The sequence below is a fragment of the Pseudoflavonifractor phocaeensis genome (genome assembly GCF_016901955.1).
Lineage (GTDB): Bacteria > Bacillota > Clostridia > Oscillospirales > Oscillospiraceae > Flavonifractor > Flavonifractor phocaeensis_A.
The window spans coordinates 37,160-57,530 of the sequence record NZ_JACJLC010000003.1; the positions used below are offsets into that span (position 1 = coordinate 37,160).

Here is a 20,371-nt window from a genome sequence, read left to right on the forward strand (position 1 = left end):
CACATGCCATTCTATGAAATTTGATTATTCCGAACATAAACGCAAGAAAATTGCCTCCATTTTTGCATAATCCGTCATTTTTAGTACATAAATTCGGTGGTCAAAAATTGCAGTCGATTATTTATGCCTACTGATACTATAATTTTATCTCCCATTCCAACTAAGCATCGATCGTACATTTTATATTGGAGATTTCAGAGCGCTTATTTCTTTGATTATGGCATGTTAAAAACTGATATGCCTGCTGCACGGATTTCTTCGATGCTTTGGTCAGATATTGGCTCACGCTTGATGTCATTTTCAAAGCAAACAATTCTCAATTTAATTCCTCGAGCACAAGCATACGCACTGGCTGGTCAATGGGCATACGTCCCCCTTCGGCCTTAAGTCCGGACACGATTTCCTGTATATTCGAAATAGAAGCCACCGGGTTATGGCTTTTTCTTCCGGGCACTAACGCCGCCATATTCGCTTTCTTTGTTTTTAAGAAAAATACCCTGAAAATGCCCTCTACATTGAAACATCTTCTATGACAAACTGTACGCTTTCTGCGTGACCGGAAAGGGATAAGAACTCACCTGCAATATCCGGGTTTTTGAACCGAAGTACATCCGTATCTTTTCTGCCAAACGAAAGAAAATCCACGCCGCCATACCACACAATGCTTTCATCAACAACGGCATACCGCTGATTGAGCGCCTTGTGCGCATGAACCACAATGCCCGCCTGTTCCAGCATCTTGATCGCTTCACACACACTTTTTTGAATTGAGAGTTCTCTGCTCTCTGCTGTTCTGATATGGACCGCAATTTTGGCGCCGGAAGCAATCGCCTTCTGTAAATGGGGAAGAAGTTTCACGATTCTGCCTTTTTGCAGATAGGGACTGACGATAACCACGCTGCGGGCGGCATCATCCAAGTCCTGCTCAAAGGGAAGCATAGATGAGTATCCATCGTAAATCGCGCTGACAGACTGATCCGCCGCACCGAATTTGACCTGATATCCCAGTTCTGCATAGCCCTTCAGGCGTTTATGATACATCCGCTCCAATGTAGGAACATGGATATCCACATAATCGTAGATACGAACTTCCTGCTTTCCCTCATAATTTCTGTGGAGACGTCCGGCATACTGCGCCAATGTACCTTTCCACGATATGGGCATCGCAAGAAGCAAGGTATCCAACCGCGGGGCGTCAAAGCCCTCTCCAATATACTTTCCGGTGGCAACGACCACCACATCCTCATCGTCAGGCACATTCTGCAATGCTGTCAGTTTATCACGCTTATCCCTTTGCTTGTCACTGCCAATGAGCAGGAAAACATGTTTCACCTGGTCCGACAGATGACTGGCGAGCAGTATAGCGTGTTCCTTCCGCTCTGTCAGCAGAATCGGTGTGCGCCCCTCCTGAACCAACTTCAACGTGTCTGACACCAACAGTTCGTTCCTGTTGTGATTTTCAATCACACCGGCATACATATCCTGAATCCCGTTGGCATCCGGCAGCCTTAGGCGTGTGAATCTGGGAATTACCATGTGGGAGAATCTTTGCTTTTCCGCCTGACTTTTGGCATCCACCAAATACCGGACGGGGCCGCACTGCATAAAGATGATGGGATGATGACCGTCCTTGCGGACAGGAGTGGCAGACAAACCATAAACATATTTGGCTTCAACTGCTTTCAGCACGGTTTCGAAGGTGAATGCGGCCACATGATGGCACTCATCTACAATGACCATTCCGTACTCTGCCACAAATGACTTTACGGTCTTCTCTTCTCTCTCAAGCAAGGACTGCATGGTGGCAATATCGACGATCCCGCTGCGGGTATTCTTTCCGCTGCCGATTTGGCCAATGAGGTGCTGTTTTTTCTTCCTGCCACGCTTTTTGGGCAGTTCCGGCAGGACCTCATGAATATTCAGAAATTGTTCCAGCGAGGATTTCCACTGTTCCAGCAACGCGCTGGACTGCACCAACACCAGGGTATTGACTTTGCGCTGTCCAATCAGATAGGCGCCAATCACAGTTTTCCCAAACGCAGTAGTTGCGGACAGAACGCCCATATCTGCATCCAGCAGCGCTCGGGCGGCAGGTTCCTGTTCTGGGCGCAGCACCCCATTGAATTCCACATCAATGGAACGTCCCAGTGATCTGTGATCCTCCAGAATGACAGGGACTTCATATTGCTCGAATAATCCCTGAAGTCCATCCATACAACCGCGGGGAAGGCCGATATAGTTCTCATCCTCATATCCGCAATCCAGTACACGAGGAATGCCATATACGGAAATGCGCATGGCTTGCTTGGAGCGAAATTCCGGATTTGGAAACGCCGCAAGCCGTTTGAGCGTATTCAACGCCCCTTGAGAGAAGTCCTTTTTCTCAATGTAAATCAAATTGGAACTATACAGGCTTACCTGCAGAGGAAAATCTTTGCGCATCAGTTTCGTTTGGGTTCGCTTGCGTTTCCATGGAACCTGCTTCTCCTCAGCATCTGCCAATTCTCCAATGTCCCCATGATGACATAGTTTCCTTAAAGCTTCTTCCAACTTTTCCGGCGTGATTTTTGGCAGAGAGGACAGAAACGCCCACTGATCGGGATAAGGCTCAAAGCGATCATCCACAAACAGAGAATTTCCGTCTTTCTGCGCCTGCCCTTGGAATGGCAGCGCAATCAAATTCCCAAAACCGCCCTTCGGCACAAAATCTTGAGAGGGGAACAAGCGGTCGTAGGATGAAAAGGATAGCTCATGCCGACACGACATGGTGCGAGTCAGCAAACCGGTGCCCAAGCGTCTGGCATCGGCGGCAGAAACAGGCTCCGAAAAGAAAAACCAGACATGGGCTCCGTTTCCGGAACGGGAGCGTTCCACGGCCGGGACCAGTCCCGCATCTTTGCAGGATTTACAAAATTCCGTCACATCAAGCTTCCAGTTTTCTTCATCAAAATCCGCAGCCAACAACCAGGTTCTGTTGTCCTCCAGCATCGGATAGATTGCCGCCACATCTCTGCACAAAGCATCACGGCCCATCAAATGCGCCTTGACCACATCGGCCGTGAGCGGCCGAAACTCACGATTGGGACACTCTGCGCACCTGTATTTCTTTTTATCGCACAGGCCATGCATCCATTCATTTTTGCAGACTGGGGTGTAACCGGTTTTTCCGGTGGTCGTGCTGTGATACCGGCGTGCATATACATCTTCCCGCCCTTTAAAGACAGAGAGGAAATACTCGATTTTCTCCTGTGAGGAGCTATGTGCATGAATCGGGGCAGACCGCATATCCGTTAGCGCACAGCTGCGCCACAACGACTCAGAGCATGCCGCTCTCTTGCCATTCTCATCTTTACAAAGGAGGAGCGACTGCCCTCCATCCAGAGACGGGATTATTTCAAGAAGCATATATTCTCGGCCTTTGATGATTGCTTTTCGGTTCATGCACAGCCCCTCCGCACCAGCAGTTACTTCCGTCTATACTTGGTTTTTCTGCCGTTTCCGTCCTGATAAATCAGGCCCTCAGCTACCATGCGTTTCAGAATCCGGTTGGCTGTGGCCTGGCTTACCTCCAGCAGCCGGTCCACATCACTGCGCACAATATAGCCATGGGAACCAATAAAATCCAGAATCCGTTTCTCGTCGCCTTTGATCGTGCCAACCAATGTCTCTGCATGATTTGCGCCAGTATTCCTGTTGGGCAGCGTGATTTTAAATGCATTGCTGGATACTTCGATTTTGGGCTTTGATTCCGACTCCGTGTAGGCATTCATGATTTTAGGCATACCCGTGCCGTATGCCTCAATCAGCTGCAGACGATAAAATATGGCTGCCAACTTGGGGTTTCGGCAAACCGAGAGTCCCAGCATAATGTCGTCCAGTGCAATGCCGGAGGGCAGTCCACCCACAGAGACAAATTCGATTCTGTCTGCATATACACTGACAATGGTGCTTGCACGGAAGGAATAGTCTCTGTGGACCAGCGAGTTCAACAGTGCTTCCCGCAGTGCATCTTCCGGATAATCCCGTGTGTCGATTCGGTATAGTCCATCAAACGTTGCCTTTGTCTGGTTGCGCATATCCAGATAGCTGTACAGCTCCTCCATCTGCTGAAACAGCGAACCGCTAAATTCTCTTCTATCCTGAAAACTGCCTTTATCTTCCCCCGAGAAGGTCGCCGCCTTGATGGTGCTGGGACACTGGTCGGACAGGAGCAGCGCCACATTGGAGTAGATACCATCCGCCGAAATCATCCCAAGGGTCTGCATTTTTGCGGCGTCAAACGGAATATTCTGCTTCTCGAATTGCTTCTCCGCCGCTTCAAAGCTGAGGTTTTGTTCCAGCGAACGCATGGATTCAAAGCTGTCGCCATCGGTTTCCTTAATCATTTTTCGGATTGCAGTATCTGTAGCCGGATCAGACGACGTGCCGTTCCTGACATAGACCCCACTGGGTTTCAACCCCTTGCTGCTCAAATAATAGGGGCGGTCGGTCCCTTTTTGAATGGTCACAGCGATGATATCCTTGTCACTGACATGTTGGGCTTCATAGCCCACAAACATGGTCACATCAGGCTTGATGGAATCTCGAATCATATTGTTCATCTGTAAAATGACTTGGTCGGCGTTTTTGACTCCCACAACACTTCCATCGTTGCTGACGCCAATATACAGCGTACCGCCTTTGGTGTTGGCAAAGGCAATGACTTCTTTACAAATATCACCCACGATCTCCGCCTTTAGCTCAACAACTTCGCTTTCAACAAATGCCATACATAGCGCCTCCTCTTCTTAGTTATCATTATAGTCATTCTTGTCATTCTTGTCAAATTCTATTCATCCGACAAGAAACTGATTCCGACCTGTCAACGCCCTGACCCGAGAATATTTCTTTGATTAGGCGTACTAAAAACTGGTATGCCTGCGGTGCAGAAATGACTTGCATGTCCTTGAAGGCAGAGGTACAATTTTTCAAACCTGGAGTGAAAATACCTCCTATTTGGGCATATGCTCCGTCATATCAATTCCATGGCCCCGGAGTCTTGGCGCGGAAATCCACCGCCCAAAAAAGCGATGCGTCCCCCTCAGAAGAAGCGGAAGGAGGCGGAACGATGAAGCGGGAAAACGCGGGTGCAAAGCCAACCCCACCGCCCAAGCTGCCGCCAGAGGCGGAGCAGGAGATCCTGGATGCGCTGTTCGAGGGAATGGAGATCCACTCCAGCGAGATCGCCGCGATCCTGAAAAAGCATGGGGTGTGCGGAGACGCGGAGGCCCTCCAGGACAGCTACCGCAAACGCCTGGGTCAGCGTCTCATGGCCAGTCTCCGGGATGATACCGGGCGGCGTGAGGTGCTGGCCAACGGAAAAGGCAGCTATGTAGTGCTGGAGGGCTGCGGCGACAGGCGGCAGCTCAAACAGATCCGTCGCCGCATCCAGCGCCAGATGAATGGGCTGGATCTCTCGGCGCGGAAAGTGTCCGGCAGGCTGACTGTTCTGGAACGGCTGACCCAAAAGTGAAGAAGGGCTGGTTGAGATGGACGCAAAGACATTCTATGAGCAGCTCGCCCCAGAACTGGACCCAGGTGGCTTCAAGCTGTACTTCACAGCCCAAAGGCTGACAGGCTTTGAGCTATATAAGCAGTTCCCTTATGAGGACTCCCGCGGGATGTTTGAACTGATGAACGGTCATCAGCTCATGCGCTATCTGCTGGCGGATCAGTTCCATGCCATCCGCTGGGAGATCGTACCTGGAACCTGCTACGAACGGGCCGTCCTTCTCCCTATCGACCGCACCACACCGGCATATCGGGCATTTGAGCAAAAGCTGTACACAGCGATACTGCAAAACTACCATCTAAATCCTCAGAAACAACATGATCGGAAGGAGCACGATACCAGATGAATGATGTAATTGTGATCGGCGTGGATCATGGCTATGCAGCCATGAAAACTGTCCACTTCTCCTTTCCCACCGGGTTAGTAGAGTACGAACACGAGCCGTACACCCAGAAAGATGTACTGGAGTGCGGCGGCAGATACTATGTGGTGGGCAGCGGTCGTCAGCCCCTTCAGAGGGATAAGACCCAGACGGAGGACTACTATCTGCTTACCCTGGCAGCCATCGCCAAGGAGCTGGAGCACCGGGGTGCGGAGCACACCGCCAGCATCCACCTGGCGGCGGGTCTGCCCCTGACCAGCTTTGGCCGGGACAAGAAGTCCTTCCGTTCGTATCTGTACCGGGATGGGAGCGCCATTCCTTTTCGCTATGAGGGGCAGGACTATACCATCACCATCCAAGAGGTGTCCCTGTTTCCCCAGGGCTATGCTGCCGTCCTGACCCAGACGGAGCTGCTGGACGAGCCGTCCATCATCGTGGCAGACATAGGCGGCTGGACGGTGGATCTGATGCGTCTGGACAACCGCATCCCCAACGCTGCCTCCTGCCGGAGCCTGGAACTGGGTATGATCCGCTGTGTCGATGAAATCAGCGAACAGGTGCGCCGGTTGTTCGGACTGTCCATGACAACCGCTCAGATCGAAAGCGCCCTGCGGGGTAGCTCCGGCGGGATGGATGAGCGAATCAGGGCGGTTATCCACGCCCAGGCAGGCAAGTACGCCCGAAACCTGCTCTCGGCAGTCACAGAGAGCGGCCTGGACATCCGAGCCATGCCCACCATCTTTCTGGGTGGCGGAGCGGCGCTCTTAAAACGCCACCTTTCGGCCACAGACGGCCTGTGCCGCCCGCTTATCCTGGATGACGTATCCCTGAACGCCAAAGGGTATGAGCGCCTTGTGGGGCAGATATCGCGGGGTGTCGGCCATGGCGGATAAGCGGCGGCTCAACCTTTCTTTTTCTCTGACATCGCCCCAACAGCGTGATGCATGGCGCATTCTCAGCTCCATCCCTGCCGGGCAGCGGACAGACGCTGTGTGTCGGATGGTGTGTAAAGCCCATGAACAGGATGCCCTCCTGTCTGCCATCCGTGGGCTGATTCGGGAAGAGTTGCGCAATTTGGATCTGACAACAGAAAAAAGCCAGCAGGCACAGGCCGGGGACATGGATGAGAATGTCCTCGGCTTTCTTCTTGCCCTGCAGCAGGAAGGAGATGAGATCACCTGATACGCCATTTTGATATGTTCGCCGGGATCAGCGGTTTTCGAACGGATACAGTGTTTACAAGGTTTTGAAATATCTTTTAGAAGGGAGCAGTGACATGAATGAAGCAGGACTAAAAGATCAGTGTTTCGGCGTGGAAGTGGAACTGACCGGAATTACTCGTGAACAGGCGGCCCAAGCCTTGGCAGATTATTTTGGGACGGAGCCTCGCCGTGGCGATGACTACTACGACAGCTGGTATGTGCGGGATGGGGAGGGAAAAGAATGGCGGCTTATGAGCGATAGTAGTATCCGTGGAGAACAAAAAGTGGGTGCCAGATACACCTCCACCTCAGATCCGAGGTATCGTGTGGAAATGGTCACGCCCAAACTGACCTATGCGGAATTGCCCAAATTTCAGGAATGCGTCCGCCGCGTCCGCACCGCAGGGGGAAAAGTCAATTCCTCCTGCGGTATCCATGTCCATGTGGATGCTGCAAATCATAACCGCCAGAGCCTGAAAAACCTGCTGGGCATTATGTATTCCAAAGAAGATATTCTGTTCAAGGCACTCCAGGTTAACTCCTATCGCATAGCGAACTATTGCCAGAAAGTACGGGAACCCATGCTGCAAAAGGCACGCAAGCTTTCATCCGAAGAAACCAAAAACCTGACACAGCTGGAAGCCATCTGGTACGAGGGGGACAACGGCAGTACAGAGCACTACAACTGGACGCGGTACTATGCGCTCAATCTCCATTCTGTGTTTTACCGAGGGACCGTGGAATTCCGCTGTTTTAACTCCACTCTCCATGCGGGCCGGGCTGCCGCTTATGTGAATCTGTGCCTTGCCATATCGGCCCAAGCCATCGCCCAGCGCAGCACCGTCATGCGCAAGACACACAGTGACAACGAACTGTTCACCTTCAGGGTGTGGTTGGTACGCCTTGGGTTGAATGGTCCGGAGTTCAAGCACACGCGGGATCACCTTCTGGCCAACTTGGACGGAGATCGGGCATGGCGCTATGACAAGGACAGTTACGATGTCAATAAGAAAAAGAAAAACCGAAGCAGTGAGGTGGCACGATGAAAATACGCATTGAAGATACCGTGTACGAGGGTACCGGGACAGAAATCATGGATCAGCTTCGGAAAGCTGCCTTTGACCCCACGGAGTTTCCGGATACAGAAAGCTATATCTGGCAGCTTCGCAGCAATTTCATCCGCATGACGGATCAGGACTGCATTCTGCCGGATCGCGGTGTGGAGGCGCAGGCGCAGACCATGATCATGGCGCTGGCGAAGATCGGCGCGCTGGAGGTGTTGAACCATAGCTGAAGATAAATTGTATTTCGCCTACGGCAGCAACATCAACCTGGATCAGATGGCCTACCGCTGTCCCGCGGCCCAGGTGGTGGGGCCGGTCGTGCTGGAGGGATATGAACTGCTGTTTCGCGGCAACGCAAGCGGAAATGGCGTTGCCACCATCAAGCCCAAGGAAGGGCAGCAGGTACATGGCCTACTTTGGCGGATCACACCGGGCTGTGAGCGGTCTCTCGATCTCTATGAGGGATATCCCCACCTATACGAAAAAGAGTCTGTTGCTGTGCGGGATAATGCGGGGCGGCAGCTGACTGTCATGGCCTACGTGATGACGGATGGGGATCGGTGGCGCTCTCCCGCCCTGCCCTCGGAATATTATTACCAGGGCATTCGGGATGGCTATCGCCAGAACGGACTGCCACTGTCCAAATTAAAACAGGCGTGGGAGTATTGTGCCAAGGAACTGGATCAAGAGAGCAGTAGACTCAACCGTATCTGCGGCAGGCAGGCCAAATCGCCCAAGAAGCAACGCGGGAAAGAGCGATAGGGGGAATGAGCGCACATGAAAGTATTAGTTGTAGAACCGCAAAAGCCCTGCCGTGTGCAGGAGATCAATAGTCTCGCAGATATGCAGCGGATCGTAGGCGGAGATATTGAAGCCGTGTACCCGTTCCAAGAGCCGGTTGCCCTGGTGTGCAATTCTGAGGGAAAGCTCCTTGGTCTGCCGATGAACCGCCCGCTGCTGGATGAAGATCGCCTGCCCTATGACATCATCTGCGGGACCTTCTTTATCGCTGGGCTTGGTCAGGAGGACTTTGTTTCCCTGACGGATGAGCAGCTCCAGCGGTACAAGTCCCTGTACGACAACGTGCAGATCCTTCCTGTGCGAACGGCAACCGGAGAACAGGGACGGATCGTTGGCGATCAACACATAAAAAAGAAAGGGAAATCTAACCATGAGAGATAAATACATTTTGACCGCAGAGTCTGTTACCGAGGGCCACCCTGACAAGCTCTGCGACACCATCGCGGATTCTGTTCTGGATGCCTGTCTGAAGGGTGACTCCTCCGCCCATGTGGCCTGCGAAGTACTGGCCACAGCTGGCAAAGTGCTGGTGGCCGGAGAGATCTCGGCAAAGATCATGCCGGATATCTCCTCCATTGTCTGCCGGATCATCCGGGAAGCTGGGTACACTGGGCTGGACTATGAGATCGAGGTCATCACCCACGATCAGAGCGATGATATTGCTCACGCTGTGCGGGAAGGAGTCCAGACCGGGGCTGGCGACCAGGGGATCATGTATGGCTTTGCCTGTGATGAGACAGAATCCTATCTTCCTCTGCCGGTCATCCTGGCCCACCGGCTCACCCGGCTGCTGACCAACGCCAGAAAAACCGGGATGATCCAGGGCCTACGTCCGGACGGCAAGGCGCAGGTGTCTGTGGAGTACAACTTCGATATCCCCGTGCGTCTTGCATCGGTTGTTCTGTCCTGCCAGCATGACCCTGAGAAAGATCTGGGCCAGCTGCGAGAGGAACTCATGGACCATGTGATCCAGCCCGCACTGCGGGAGCTGCCGCCCGATACGAATACAGAGATCCTGATCAATCCATCCGGGCGGTTTGTCTACGGCGGATTTGAGGCGGATACCGGCCTCACGGGCCGCAAGCTGATGGTGGATACCTATGGCGGACTGGCCCCTCACGGCGGCGGCGCGCTGTCTGGTAAAGACTCCACCAAGGTCGACCGCAGCGGAGCCTACATGGCCCGCTATATTGCAAAAAGCATTGTATCTGCCGGTCTGGCGGATCGCTGTACCGTCGCCCTGGCCTATGCCATTGGCAAGGCTGAACCCGTGGCGGTCAACGTGGACACCGATGGGACCGGCGAATACCGGGATGATGTGCTGGAACAGGCCGTCCGGGCGGTCTTTGACCTGACCCCCGCCGGGATGCGTCACACCCTCGGACTGGACAAGCCCATCTTCGCTCAGTTCTGTAACTATGGCCACTTTACCCATCCGGACGCTCCCTGGGAGCAGACGGACAAAGCGGAGGTACTGTGCAACGTCTGTCGCATCAAGGAAGCAGGTGTGTCGGACCGTTGAAACATGTTGCCTCCTGTTCCTTTGGTAAGGACAGTCTTGCCACCATATTACTGGCTCTGGAACATGGGGAGCCTCTGGATGAGGTAGTATATTGTGAGGTCATGTTCGACAAGGAGATCTCCGGCGAGGTGCCGGAACACCGAGATTTTATCTACACCACCGCCATTCCGGCTTTAGAACGCAGGGGTGTGAAGGTAACCGTCCTGCGCAGTGAGAAAACGTATGTGGATCTCTTCACAGGCAAAATCACCCGCGGTCCCAAGAAGGGCCTTCTGCGTTCTTTCCCCATCTGCGGACGGTGTGCTGTTCAGAGAGATTGCAAGCTGAAACCGATCCTGCGATACCAAAAATCGCTGCCGCCCGACACAGTTCAGTATATTGGGATCGCCAAGGACGAGCAGGAACGGCTGCTTCGATTGGCCGGGAACCGAGTCTCCTTACTGGACAAGTACAACTGCACAGAGGGAGATGCAAAGCAGCTCTGCCAGCGGGCAGGGCTGCTTTCGCCTGTCTACACATTTACAACCCGCGGGGGCTGTTGGTTCTGCCCTAACGCCAAAAGAAAAGAACTGCGCCATCTCTATGACTACCACTCGAACCTGTGGGAACGGATGTTGGAGCTGCAGGCCTTACCCAACAAGGTGAGCGAGAAATTCAATCGCAGAGAGACCTTCTCCGACATTGACGAGGAGTTTCGTTTGGAAGATGCGCAGGAGAGTCTGTTCCAAAATGCTGCATAAAAAAGGAGATGAAAACAACGAGCAATCAGAAATATGAAATCACGGAGATCTCGCACGAAAAGTATCCCTTTCTTCATCGTATCCGGGCACTCCGAGATGTGAGTGCGGAGGTCAGAGCCGGTGATTTAGGTGGCTTTGTGGAGAGCGAGAGCAACCTTTCTTTTGAGCCGGACGATACCGCATGGATTTTTGACGATGCCATTGCCTGTAATGACGCCTATGTTGACAAGGGGGCTGTTCTGCGTGGAGAGGCGGTCGTCTGCGACAACGCTTATATCTCTATGGGCGCTGTCCTTTCCGGCCATGCGCGGGTAGAGGACAATGCCTATATACGCGGCGCTGTGCTCAGCGCCTCTGCCAGGGCCTCCGGGTTTTCCATGATCCTCAATGACAAGGATACCATGGGCGTTCCCATTCTGTCCGGCCACTGCGCGGTCTATGGCAAAGTATCCGGAGATGTGCGTCTGACAGGTAGCGCATTGGTGATCAGCGGTGAGGAGATCCGCAACGATACACTGGATACTCTGGTGATCAGCGGAAAAAACCGTTCTGTGATCCGGGATTCGTCCCGAGACGAACTGGCTCCTCAACAGCCAGCTCCTTCTCCCCCTAAGAAACAGAAAGGCTGTGAGATAAGCAGATGAGCAACTTTTTTGAGCAGGAACTCCGCAAACTGTTTGCGGACGGAGCTGTGATCCATGATCCGGTCTTTGTAGGCCGTGCTTGCCTGGGTGGCTTGGACAGAAATCGTCAGGTGAGGGCTGAATTTGTTACACTGGGCCATGCGGATCACTATGCAGCTCTTCGCCTGACGCTGCTGGACAGCAATCAGGGTGTGGTGGACAAGCTGACACTTCGGTTCAAGGATGTATGGGGAAAACAGAAGATCCCCAACAACCCCTACCTGCGGGATGGCGTTGATCCGCATATTTGGGTAGATGGTGACCGGATCGATTGGTATGCCTACCATCCCTCCCAGGAGGACTACCGGCAGCTCCGGCAAATGGCCAGCGATTATGTGGAGACCTTCCGTATTCAAGTCCCGGCAAAAAACCACGGCCCCAAATTGGTGTACATCTGTGCGCCCCTTCGAGGCGAGGTAGAGAAAAACATTGAGTTTGCCAGACAGAAAGCCCAGGAAGTCTTTCAGGCGGGCGACATCCCGGCCTGCCCCCATCTCATGTTCCCGCCCATCGCAGATCCGGGCGATCCGGTGCAGGATCAGGCCGCACGGGAGATGGGCCTGCGGCTGGTAGAAAAGTGCCAGCAGGTCAATGTCTATGGACCGGTCACGGAAGGGATGTGGGCGGAGATCCATCGCGCCAATAAACTGGATATCCCAGTGGTAACCGATTTGAAAACGAAGGGACGTACTTCGCCCAGAAGAAAGAAAAGCGCCAAGCGCGAGGAGGTCAAATGATCCGAGAAAAGACCACGGAGGACTTGCGGCACATGACCGATGAGGAGGGGCTGATCCTCCAGGGCTGCGGCGGCGATCTTCAGGAATGGGTGGACGGCATCAACGAGCTGCTTACTCAGGAAGGAATCCTGCTGAACGGCTCCAAGTTCGAAAACGCGGCTACATTCCAGCACGACGGTCTCACAAGCCTGCTGTTCTCTTTTGAGGGGGTTCAGCTGAATGTGGGAAAGCTTGCGATGTGGCGGATTCAGACACACAGCCAGTTCGGCGGTACTTGGCTGTCTGACTATGTACCCAACCGGCTGGGTGGTTTCCTGGATCAGCCGAACCAGCAGGTGCGAGCGAAACCGTACTGTTCGCTGATTGAACAAGACGGTAACATCTTCAACCTGATGGGGGCAGCGTCCAGAACGCTCCGGGAGCATGGCATGGGTGACCAAGCCAAAGAGATGTGCGACCGCATCACCGGAGGGAATTGCCACAGTTACCATGAGGCGCTGTGTATCATCAGCGAATATGTGGAGACGGATCTGCCCGCGCTCCAAAATCAATCCAAAGGAAAGAAGGAGAAACATGCCTATGAGCGATAACATCACTGCGATTCATCCCAGCTGGGAGATCATCCACGGCGACGCACTGAAGGTCCTGCGCGAGTTTGCCCCTAATACCTTCGATGCGGTCATCACCGATCCCCCCTATGCCTCTGGGGGCCGGACCCAGGCGGAGAAAAACAAGTCCACCGACAAGAAATATTCCAGCATGGGGGAAAGCGCACCCCCTCCCTTTGACGGCGACTCCAAGGATCAGCGATCCTGGACCCGCTGGGCCGCTGAATGGCTCTATGACGCCCGCAAGGTCTGTAAACCCGGTGCCCCTGTGTGCATGTTTATCGACTGGCGGCAGCTCCCCGCAGCCACTGATGCGCTCCAGTGGGCGGGGTGGATCTGGCGCGGCACAGCTGTCTGGGACAAAGGCAACAGCCGTCCCCAGAAGGGCCGTTTCCGCCAGCAGGCTGAGTACATTGTCTGGGGTTCCAACGGGGATATGCCCATCAGCAGACCTGTCCCCTGTCTGCCCGGCGTATTCAAGTATGGCAATCCCCAGAACCGCATCCACCTGACGGAAAAGCCCTTGCAGCTCATGCGGGATGTGGTGAAGATCACCGAGCCGGGCGGACATATTCTGGACCCCTTTGCCGGTTCCGGCAGCACGGTGCTGGCCGCTGTGCTGGAGGGCTACTCCGCCACCGGCATTGAGGTTACGGATGCCTACGCCGCCCTGTCCAGGGAACGGATTGAGCGGGAACTGGCCCAAGGTGCGTGACGGCGTACTATCTGCCGATTGTCCTTGATGAGTTTTCTGATAATATATTATAGTTTGGGCAGGGTGTCGCATTAGACCCCCTGCCCGGATTTTTTAACCTTCAGGGTGCTAACATAGACACCCTTGTATGGAGATGATCATGTCAGAGGAATATTGAGCATTCCAGCCTGCAAGGTAGGCGTCACCGCTCTGGCCCAGAGCGGTGATTTTTCTTTTTCGAGGAGTTGGCAGGCTCTGCCTGCCTGGATTATGATCCACCTACCGCATGAGAAAAGGCCCCGCTTCGGCGGGGCCGAGCCAACGCCGCCAGGGGCGGCGTTGGGCAAGCATAGCGCAAATGTACATTTTGCGCGCTTGCAGGGGAAACCCCTGACCCCAATGCCGCCTGCAGGCGGAAGGTTTGCGGCAGAGCCGCAGAAAGGAGGCACGCTTGGGGCTCCCAAAAGAAAAACACCATCTGCACATCGAGCTGACGGCGGAGCAGTATCAGCAGCTCTGTCGTCAGGCCAAACTCTGCGGACTATGCAAACGGGCTTATATCGTCCGGCTCATCGATGGGACTCCGATCCGGGCCAGGCCCTCCCAGGAAATCAAGGACCTCCGCACGGAGATCCATCACATTGGCAATAACATCAACCAGATCGCCCGCAGCGTCAATGCCGGTATCGCCACGGCAGAGGATGCCAGGCGTGGACTGTTCCTGCTGGATAAAGTCTATGAGTTGATGTACCAGGTGGCCAATCCGTAATGGCCGTCACCAAGATTCTGGCTAGAAAAGGTCGGTTGGATATTGGAATCGACTATATCCTGAATGGCGATAAGACGGAGCAGAAGATTCTCACAGCCCATCAGGGCTGTGAACCAGGCTGGGAGTGCCGTCAGATGCTGGAGACCAAACGGGACACTGAAAACATGGGGGGCGTCCAATATTACCATATTGTCCAGTCCTTCAAGCCCGGTGAAATCTCTCCCGAGCTGGCTCTGGAAATTGCCAAGACTTTCGCTGCGGAGCATCTGAACGGTTACGAGGCGGTAATTGCTACCCATGTGGATCGGGGGCACATCCACTCACACATTGTGTTCAACTCCGTGAATGCGGACACCGGCGAGAAATATCATAGCAATGCCAGAAGCTATTACTGCCAGATCCGGGCCATCTCAGACCGGCTGTGCCGGGAGCACGGCCTCTCCGTGATTCTCTCTGGAGAGGCCTCCAAATCCATGAGCTATGTGGAGTGGCTGCGTCAATCCAGGGATCAACCCACCTTTCGCTCCATGCTTGAGGCGGATCTCCGGGAGTCCATTGAGGACGCCAATGACCTGGGCCACTTCTTCCTGCTCATGGAGCACAAGGGCTACGAGATCCGCCACGGAAACCGCCTGGGGTTCCGCCTGCGGGGGCAGGAACGGTTCCAGTATCCAGGCAGAAAAAATGCCGCCTTCTCAGAGGACGGTATCCGTGCCGCCATCCTGGGCAATTTGGAGGAAATCGAGACAGGTCAACGGGCCGCTTTTGCGGACAGACCCATGTTTCGTCCCTACCGCAGACACCCCAAATACACGGGCTTTTTGGCCCTGTACGTTCATTATCTCTACCTGCTGGGAAAAATCGAACAGCGACAGTATCCCCCCAGGATGACGCCGCACCTGCGGCAGGAAGTCATGAAGTTTGAGCAGTACCGAACACAGTTCGCTTTCCTGCGAGAGAACAACATTTCCACCACTGACGAAATGACCGCCTACCAAAGCCGCACAGAGGAAACTCTGGCCAATCTGATGAAGCAGCGCACCATCCTCAATGTGCGCAAAAAGAAGCAGCAGGCGCTGTACGACGCCTTGGCGGATATGGAGGCCCTGGCACCGGCCAAGGCACTCTATGAGAACGGGCTGTCCGGCATGGAAGATGAGTTTGCCCGCTACATGGAGGCCGTGCGTCTGCTGGAGCGGTGCGGCGTCCCATCAGAGCATCTGACGCAAGAAAAAACGGAGGTGTATAACCAACTTGCCGATTTGAACCGGCAGATTCGCACAGAACGCAAAAAGCTGGCTCTGTGTCGGGAGATCCAGACGGCAAGCAAGCAGATGGAAGAAGATATCCGCAAAACCGAAACAAGAGGAAAAGAGGTGGAACACGATGAACATCGGAGGCGGTGAGGCTGCCGACCAAATGGTTCGCATGATGTTGACCGGCACAGAAGTGACGGTTCGGCTGGGCGCGTCCGCCCTCAAAAATCTACTGGCCATTACGCTGGCTTTGGCAAAGCATCACAAGACCCTGTCCGGGAAGGTCAACATGGGAAAAATGCTCCGGGAGACACGGGATATCCGAATGTTCCCCATGTCGCCGGAACAGTATCAGGCATTCAAGCAGAGAGCGGTCAAACAGAAGATCCTGTTTTCTGTCATCCGGGATTCAGATGGGCGGGGCAAGGTGGTAGATGTGGCCATGCCAGTCACAGAGCTGGAGCGAGCCAATCTCATTTTTGAGCGCATCCGATACCTTCCGCAGGATCGCCAGAGTACACCAGCCAAGGAGCAAGCCCCCATGCGGGATTCCGTGATCCAGGAGGAAAGAACGCCAAAAAAAGAGTCTCGGTCGGAGTTCGACTTGGCCGGTATCAGCGGCAGCTCCAGTATCTCCAAGAGCGAAATCAGTACGGAGACGACTCATGAGCGCCCCTCTGTTCTGGCACAGCTGAAGGGATACCGGGAACAGCTAAATCGGCAGCACAAAGCGGCTCCGGCCAGAAGCAAACAAAAAGGACGCCCCAAGCAGAGATAATGCCCCTACGGTTGGGGCGTATGTTCACACTCGCAATCGATTAAAAACAAATCATTTGGTGTGCAGTTTAGCAATAAACACAGGGTTTCAATTCGCTCCAATTTGATAGACTGAGTTTCATTGTTCACCATGCGGTTGAAATTCTGATAGCTCATTCCAAGTTGCTTATAGAGCCAATATTTTGTCCTGCCCTGTTTCTTCAGCAATTCCAACACATTCAGTTTCACCATATCTCATGCTCCTATTATCTAATGTTATGGTTAGATAATAAGGAATTGCTCACTCGAGGATATAGACTATTACATTAGATAATGTTATAGTCTACACCAAAGGAGGAGTGGTTTATGCATGAGCAAGAGCTACGGAAACACCGTTGCTGCTTTACGGGACACAGACCAGAAAAGCTGAACATCTCAGAAGAACAGCTATGTGTACGATTAGGACAGGAAATCGACCAAGCGATAGAGGATGGGTTTACTACATTTATTTCAGGGATGGCAAAGGGGGTAGATATTTGCGCGGCAGAACTGGTTCTTAAACGCAGAGTATCAGATGCCAGATTGAAGCTGATCTGCGCACTTCCGTATGAAAATTTCGGACTTCATTGGAGTACGTCGTGGACTGATCGTTATGTGGAGGTGATACGGCACGCTGATCTGGTGCGCTGTATTAGTCAGGAGTTTTCCTATTCCACATACCAGCGCCGCAATGAATGGATGGTGGATCACTCCGGGCGGGTAATCGCAGTCTATACAGGTGAGAGCGGCGGAACCAGAAATACCATCGCTTATGCCAAACAACAGCACATTCCATGTGTTATCATCACGCCATAAATAGGGGGACTCAGCAGATGAATCCATCTGCTGAGTCCCCTGTGTTTTGCTTGTGTGCGATAAAGAAGCAATAGAAGTGTAAAAATTTTGCCGTTCTTATCCGGCACTTGCCATTGTGTCGGATAGGTCGGGCGGTTATTCGGGCAAGTCAATCTTGCCGACAAAGCTGCAATAAATATCAATGTTCTGCCTGGGGGTGCCGTTCTCGTCATAGCTGCACTTATGCACCACGATTTTCTCAATCATTTCCCGCAAGAGGGTGAGGGTCAGTTCTTCGAAGGCAAGGTGCCTGCGGACAATGCCCATGAATTTCTCGGCGTTGACGGTGGCTACCTGTGACTTGTCCAGTTCGGCTTGCAGGACGACCGCTCTCTTTTTCAGCTCCGCTTGCTCGGCTTCGTAGTCAGCCGACAGTTCCACGAAACGTTCGTCGCTGATTTTGCCGTTCACATTGTCCTCATACAACCGCTTAATCAAATCATACGGCTGATTTCAGAAATACGTTCCCGCGCCAGCTGCTTGGTGGCTGCGGCGGTCTTTCGCTTGCCGCCGATCTCGTTCTGCTGGACAAGCACACCAAAACATCATGCGCTAAAAAATGCCATGCCGAAAATAGTTCACAAAATGTTCTCATCCACACTATCGGGGTAGTGTTGACAACTGAAAACTATTGTGGTAGTATCATAGCGTAAACTATTGCAATAGTTCAAAGAAAGGATTTGATGATATGGCAATTAAGCTCTTTGATTCCGAGCTAAAGGTCATGGATGTGCTATGGAAAGAAGGTGACAAGACCGCAAAGCAAATTTCTGATATTCTCAAAGAGGAAATCGGCTGGAACATGAACACCACCTACACCGTGATTAAAAAGTGCATCGCGAAAGGCGCCATTGAGCGTAGCGAGCCAAACTTCATGTGCCATGCGCTGATTGCAAAAGAGGTTGTGCAAGAGGCGGAGGCAGAGGAGCTGATTGGCAAGCTGTTTGACGGCTCCCCCGACAAACTGTTTGCCGCCTTGCTGGACAATCAAAAGCTATCCAAGGAGCAAATTGAAAATCTGCGCCGGATGGTGGCTGAATTGGAATAGTTGGAATAGGAGGTAACACATGAGCCTATTTCAAATGAGCGTGGCCGGAGGAGTATTGATCTTATTCATTGTGGTTATCCGCGCATTGGCAATCCATCGTTTGCCTAAAACAACCTTTTTAGCGTTGTGGATGATCGCGGCTCTACGCTTGCTCCTGCCATTCTCCATCCCGCTGCCTTTCAACATCCATATCGGCCTTGATGTTTTTTCAGATGTGGTTCAAGAATTACCCTCTGGAAATATCGCTTCTACTTTACCGGGGGATAGTCCGCCGTCTTATGATATAGGTACGGCTGTTCCAAGTCCTGCAACAGAACACATTTCTACCTTTGAGATACTCTGGTTGGTTGGCGTGCTGCTGTTGGCAATCTACTTTTCCATATCCTATTTTCGGAGTATGCGGAAGTTCAGAATGTCTATCCCCGACAACACGCCGTATATCCAAAATTGGTTGACCGCACACCAAATTTCCAGACCCCTTGCGGTGCGGAGCTCCGATTTGATTTCCTCTCCGCTGACCTATGGCATCCTGCATCCGGTGATCCTCTTGCCCAAAAAACTTGATCGGAATGACCAAGCGGCATTGAAGTATGTACTGACCCATGAATATGTCCATATTCGTCGCTTTGACGCAATCACAAAAATTCTCTTTGCCGCTGTACTCTGCATCCATTGGTTTAATCCGTTGGTTTGGGTCATGTATGTTCTCGCCAACCGGGATATGGAGTTATCGTGTGATGCCTGGGTTATCCGTATGTTGGGTGAGAAAAATCGTTCCTCTTATGCATTGATGTTAATTAAAATGGAGGAACGGAGAAGCGGTATGTCCGCTTTATGTAGCCATTTGGGGAAAAATGCAATTTCAGAAAGGATTGAAGCAATTATGAAATTCAAAAAGACGTCTATTTTAGCCTATGCCTTTGCGTTGGTTTTGGTAGTCGGTGCAACAACTGCCTTTGCAACATCTACGGGTGCTTGGCGGGAGTTTGATCTAGATGACCTTAACCTCACAGAAGGGCATACCGGGACAGAAACTGATAATATGAAGATTGTTGATTCTGAGGACATCCCTGACCAAGTTAAAGATCTGGATCAGTTCGATCTTACGGAAGGACAAGTGGGAACGCAATCTAACGGCATGAAGATGATTGATCCATCTGATACTCGCGGCCAGATTTTGGATACTGATGACTTAAACCTGGTAGAAGGCAATGTGGGGACTGAAACCAGCAGTATGAAAATGTTTGAATATACCCCAGAAGAGTGGAACGACATTCAGCAGAAAATTGATAACGGTGAGCTCGTTTGGCAGTACTAATTTCTGGCTTCGCTGAGTACCGCATGGAGAATAATAACCCGATAAATAGTATTGTGCAATAGTATAGGGGCAACAGCAATTTTTGCTGTTGCCCCTTGTCTGCTCACCAGCAAAGGCAGATGCGGCTGTCAGCGGCGGGCGTAGCCCGTTTATCTTGACCGTTAACTGGCTTGGCTGGATTTGCTATTTTACCACCGGTTATGAATTTTTCTATGGCGTATCTTTTCTGCGGAATAGCGGAGGCGTCTGTCTTTATCTCGTAGTGCTTCTCTATGCAACATGAACATGTCTGGAGGTGAATTTTCCTGAAACAAAGTTCCAGGGCCGGGGACATTGTCCTGGCCCT

Annotated in this window: 23 protein-coding genes and 1 pseudogene; 20 read left to right on the forward strand and 4 right to left on the reverse strand. The window is 52.6% G+C overall.

Going from position 1 to position 20,371, the window contains the following annotated elements; genetic code table 11:
• Positions 1–510: 510 nt before the first annotated feature.
• Together H6B51_RS01345 and H6B51_RS01350 are read right to left on the reverse strand one after the other, a co-directional pair.
• Positions 511–3,441 (reverse strand): TOTE conflict system archaeo-eukaryotic primase domain-containing protein, encoded by a 2,931-nt coding sequence (locus H6B51_RS01345; RefSeq protein ID WP_204881961.1) that lies wholly within the window; start codon positions 3,439–3,441, stop codon positions 511–513.
• A gap of 23 nt (positions 3,442–3,464) precedes the next feature.
• Positions 3,465–4,769, reverse strand: a complete 1,305-nt coding sequence (locus H6B51_RS01350) for an RNA-binding domain-containing protein (RefSeq protein WP_204881962.1) — start codon at positions 4,767–4,769, stop codon at positions 3,465–3,467.
• Between the two features lie 338 nt (positions 4,770–5,107).
• Here H6B51_RS01350 and H6B51_RS01355 point away from each other — a divergent pair, with 338 nt between their 5' ends.
• The 17 genes from H6B51_RS01355 to H6B51_RS01435 all read left to right on the forward strand — a co-directional run bounded on the left by H6B51_RS01355 (position 5,108) and on the right by H6B51_RS01435 (position 16,787).
• Complete coding sequence (locus H6B51_RS01355) at positions 5,108–5,512, forward strand: synapsin-1 (Synapsin I) (RefSeq protein ID WP_204881963.1); 405 nt, start codon at positions 5,108–5,110, stop codon at positions 5,510–5,512.
• A 16-nt stretch (positions 5,513–5,528) separates the two neighbouring features.
• The gene (locus H6B51_RS01360; protein ID WP_007491742.1) at positions 5,529–5,897 is read left to right on the forward strand and encodes a hypothetical protein; all 369 of its coding nucleotides are present in this window, start codon (positions 5,529–5,531) and stop codon (positions 5,895–5,897) included.
• Entirely contained in the window at positions 5,894–6,826 is a 933-nt protein-coding gene (locus tag H6B51_RS01365; protein WP_204881964.1) for a ParM/StbA family protein, read from the forward strand. Before H6B51_RS01360 ends, H6B51_RS01365 begins: the two co-directional genes overlap by 4 nt.
• The gene (locus tag H6B51_RS17550) at positions 6,816–7,115 is read left to right on the forward strand and encodes a hypothetical protein (RefSeq protein WP_243421088.1); all 300 of its coding nucleotides are present in this window, start codon (positions 6,816–6,818) and stop codon (positions 7,113–7,115) included. The genes H6B51_RS01365 and H6B51_RS17550 overlap by 11 nt, the downstream gene beginning before the upstream one ends.
• A gap of 94 nt (positions 7,116–7,209) precedes the next feature.
• Positions 7,210–8,181 (forward strand): amidoligase family protein, encoded by a 972-nt coding sequence (locus tag H6B51_RS01375; RefSeq protein ID WP_204881965.1) that lies wholly within the window; start codon positions 7,210–7,212, stop codon positions 8,179–8,181.
• A complete protein-coding gene (locus tag H6B51_RS01380; RefSeq protein WP_006574419.1) occupies positions 8,178–8,429 on the forward strand; it encodes a hypothetical protein in 252 nt (83 codons plus the stop codon). Before H6B51_RS01375 ends, H6B51_RS01380 begins: the two co-directional genes overlap by 4 nt.
• Positions 8,430–8,436: 7 nt before the next feature.
• Positions 8,437–8,961 (forward strand): gamma-glutamylcyclotransferase family protein, encoded by a 525-nt coding sequence (locus tag H6B51_RS01385; RefSeq protein ID WP_204881966.1) that lies wholly within the window; start codon positions 8,437–8,439, stop codon positions 8,959–8,961.
• Positions 8,962–8,976: 15 nt separating this feature from the next.
• Positions 8,977–9,381, forward strand: a complete 405-nt coding sequence (locus tag H6B51_RS01390; protein ID WP_204881967.1) for a DUF3846 domain-containing protein — start codon at positions 8,977–8,979, stop codon at positions 9,379–9,381.
• Positions 9,371–10,522 carry a methionine adenosyltransferase gene (gene metK, locus H6B51_RS01395; RefSeq protein WP_204881968.1) on the forward strand — a complete coding sequence of 384 codons (1,152 nt, stop codon included), beginning with the start codon at positions 9,371–9,373 and terminating at the stop codon, positions 10,520–10,522. Before H6B51_RS01390 ends, metK begins: the two co-directional genes overlap by 11 nt.
• Complete coding sequence (locus tag H6B51_RS01400) at positions 10,519–11,262, forward strand: adenine nucleotide alpha hydrolase family protein (RefSeq protein WP_204881969.1); 744 nt, start codon at positions 10,519–10,521, stop codon at positions 11,260–11,262. The genes metK and H6B51_RS01400 overlap by 4 nt, the downstream gene beginning before the upstream one ends.
• A gap of 8 nt (positions 11,263–11,270) precedes the next feature.
• Positions 11,271–11,906 carry a hypothetical protein gene (locus H6B51_RS01405; RefSeq protein WP_204881970.1) on the forward strand — a complete coding sequence of 212 codons (636 nt, stop codon included), beginning with the start codon at positions 11,271–11,273 and terminating at the stop codon, positions 11,904–11,906.
• Complete coding sequence (locus H6B51_RS01410; RefSeq protein WP_204881971.1) at positions 11,903–12,682, forward strand: DUF7768 domain-containing protein; 780 nt, start codon at positions 11,903–11,905, stop codon at positions 12,680–12,682. The genes H6B51_RS01405 and H6B51_RS01410 overlap by 4 nt, the downstream gene beginning before the upstream one ends.
• The gene (locus H6B51_RS01415; protein WP_204881972.1) at positions 12,679–13,272 is read left to right on the forward strand and encodes a hypothetical protein; all 594 of its coding nucleotides are present in this window, start codon (positions 12,679–12,681) and stop codon (positions 13,270–13,272) included. Before H6B51_RS01410 ends, H6B51_RS01415 begins: the two co-directional genes overlap by 4 nt.
• Positions 13,262–14,005 (forward strand): DNA-methyltransferase, encoded by a 744-nt coding sequence (locus H6B51_RS01420; protein ID WP_204881973.1) that lies wholly within the window; start codon positions 13,262–13,264, stop codon positions 14,003–14,005. The genes H6B51_RS01415 and H6B51_RS01420 overlap by 11 nt, the downstream gene beginning before the upstream one ends.
• A gap of 430 nt (positions 14,006–14,435) precedes the next feature.
• Positions 14,436–14,753 (forward strand): plasmid mobilization protein, encoded by a 318-nt coding sequence (locus H6B51_RS01425; RefSeq protein ID WP_087378833.1) that lies wholly within the window; start codon positions 14,436–14,438, stop codon positions 14,751–14,753.
• Positions 14,753–16,159 (forward strand): relaxase/mobilization nuclease domain-containing protein, encoded by a 1,407-nt coding sequence (locus H6B51_RS01430; RefSeq protein ID WP_204881974.1) that lies wholly within the window; start codon positions 14,753–14,755, stop codon positions 16,157–16,159. Before H6B51_RS01425 ends, H6B51_RS01430 begins: the two co-directional genes overlap by 1 nt.
• A complete protein-coding gene (locus H6B51_RS01435; protein ID WP_204881975.1) occupies positions 16,140–16,787 on the forward strand; it encodes a DUF3801 domain-containing protein in 648 nt (215 codons plus the stop codon). The genes H6B51_RS01430 and H6B51_RS01435 overlap by 20 nt, the downstream gene beginning before the upstream one ends.
• A gap of 5 nt (positions 16,788–16,792) precedes the next feature.
• On the opposite strand, the gene H6B51_RS01440 is transcribed toward H6B51_RS01435, so the two are convergent.
• Complete coding sequence (locus H6B51_RS01440; RefSeq protein WP_204881976.1) at positions 16,793–17,017, reverse strand: helix-turn-helix domain-containing protein; 225 nt, start codon at positions 17,015–17,017, stop codon at positions 16,793–16,795.
• A gap of 114 nt (positions 17,018–17,131) precedes the next feature.
• Between H6B51_RS01440 and H6B51_RS01445 the strand changes: the two genes are divergently transcribed.
• Positions 17,132–17,620, forward strand: coding sequence for an SLOG family protein (locus tag H6B51_RS01445; RefSeq protein WP_204881977.1), 489 nt, complete (start codon positions 17,132–17,134; stop codon positions 17,618–17,620).
• Between the two features lie 135 nt (positions 17,621–17,755).
• Here the strand turns inward: H6B51_RS01445 and H6B51_RS01450 are convergent.
• Positions 17,756–18,195, reverse strand: a pseudogene (locus H6B51_RS01450) (DUF4368 domain-containing protein); the annotation flags it as partial.
• A 152-nt stretch (positions 18,196–18,347) separates the two neighbouring features.
• Between H6B51_RS01450 and H6B51_RS01455 the strand changes: the two are divergent.
• A complete protein-coding gene (locus H6B51_RS01455) occupies positions 18,348–18,707 on the forward strand; it encodes a BlaI/MecI/CopY family transcriptional regulator (RefSeq protein ID WP_006574436.1) in 360 nt (119 codons plus the stop codon).
• Between the two features lie 19 nt (positions 18,708–18,726).
• Positions 18,727–20,025: a M56 family metallopeptidase gene (locus tag H6B51_RS01460; protein ID WP_204881978.1), complete on the forward strand. Its 1,299-nt coding sequence runs from the start codon at positions 18,727–18,729 to the stop codon at positions 20,023–20,025.
• The last annotated feature ends 346 nt before the right edge of the window (positions 20,026–20,371 follow it).